Origin of the sequence: Photobacterium lucens, assembly GCF_009873615.1 — a bacterium.
Classification (GTDB): domain Bacteria; phylum Pseudomonadota; class Gammaproteobacteria; order Enterobacterales; family Vibrionaceae; genus Photobacterium; species Photobacterium lucens.
Map to the genome: position 1 here is coordinate 1 of NZ_SSMG01000426.1, position 889 is coordinate 889.

Here is an 889-nt window from a genome sequence, read left to right on the forward strand (position 1 = left end):
ATTTTAAAGTGGTAGAATGAAGCACTAATTAAAGCCTAATGCTACAAGTGATAAGTAATTAACCGCTTTACACTCAGTATCAACTTCACGCCAGGTTGTTTTTTATACAGGTCAGCAGTCATATTTAAAGAATATCGTCTTTTAATATCCTTCAGCTTAGCTAAATACTATTGTTGTAATACAAAAAGACCCGCACGAAGCGGGCCTTTTAAACCTGATTTCACTTCGTTTAGAAGTAGAAACGAGTACCAAATACGATGTTTGTTAAACTATCTTTCGCTTTATCGCCAGAGAACTCAATATCATCAGTAGCGATGTTGTAGTTCACTTCACCTGTCAATGCTACGTTTGGATTGATAAAGTATTTAACACCAGCGGCTAACTTAACGTTAAGTGCCCAAGAACTACCATCTTTACCAATGTTACCTTCAGAACCATCTTCTTCATTGTAAGTTAGGCCTGCAAGCTGTGTAGCTGCACCAACGTAAGGAACCCAGTTTGTTGAGTTCACGAAGTTATATTCGGTAAACACACCAATTTTACCAGTAAATGCATCATTTGCATCTTGTGCATGAATAGAAGTTGTACCACCCACTTCCCAGTTATCTTGCACAAAGTAACCGTAAGAACCTGTTAGGTTTACATCCCAGCCACTGCCTAATTTCGCTTTACCATAAATACCAATTTCTTGCGTACCTTCTGGTAGTTGAACCGCAGCTTGCGCTGCCACAGGTGCTAAAACAGACAGTGCTACAAGTAAGCCAAGTGCATTCTTTTTCATTTTTATTCCTAAATTGTTAACGTCATTCCCTAAAAATTACTTATTGAACTAATCGAAAGTAAAAAATCACAATGTACTCAACAAGCTGTGGGAAGAAAATTAGCACAA

1 protein-coding gene is annotated in these 889 nt (G+C 37.8%); it reads right to left on the reverse strand.

The window, feature by feature from the left end; all coding sequences use genetic code 11:
• Nucleotides 1-229 precede the first annotated feature (229 nt).
• A complete protein-coding gene (locus E5A76_RS17240) occupies nt 230-781 on the reverse strand; it encodes an outer membrane beta-barrel protein (RefSeq protein ID WP_107165088.1) in 552 nt (183 codons plus the stop codon).
• Nucleotides 782-889: the final 108 nt, after the last annotated feature.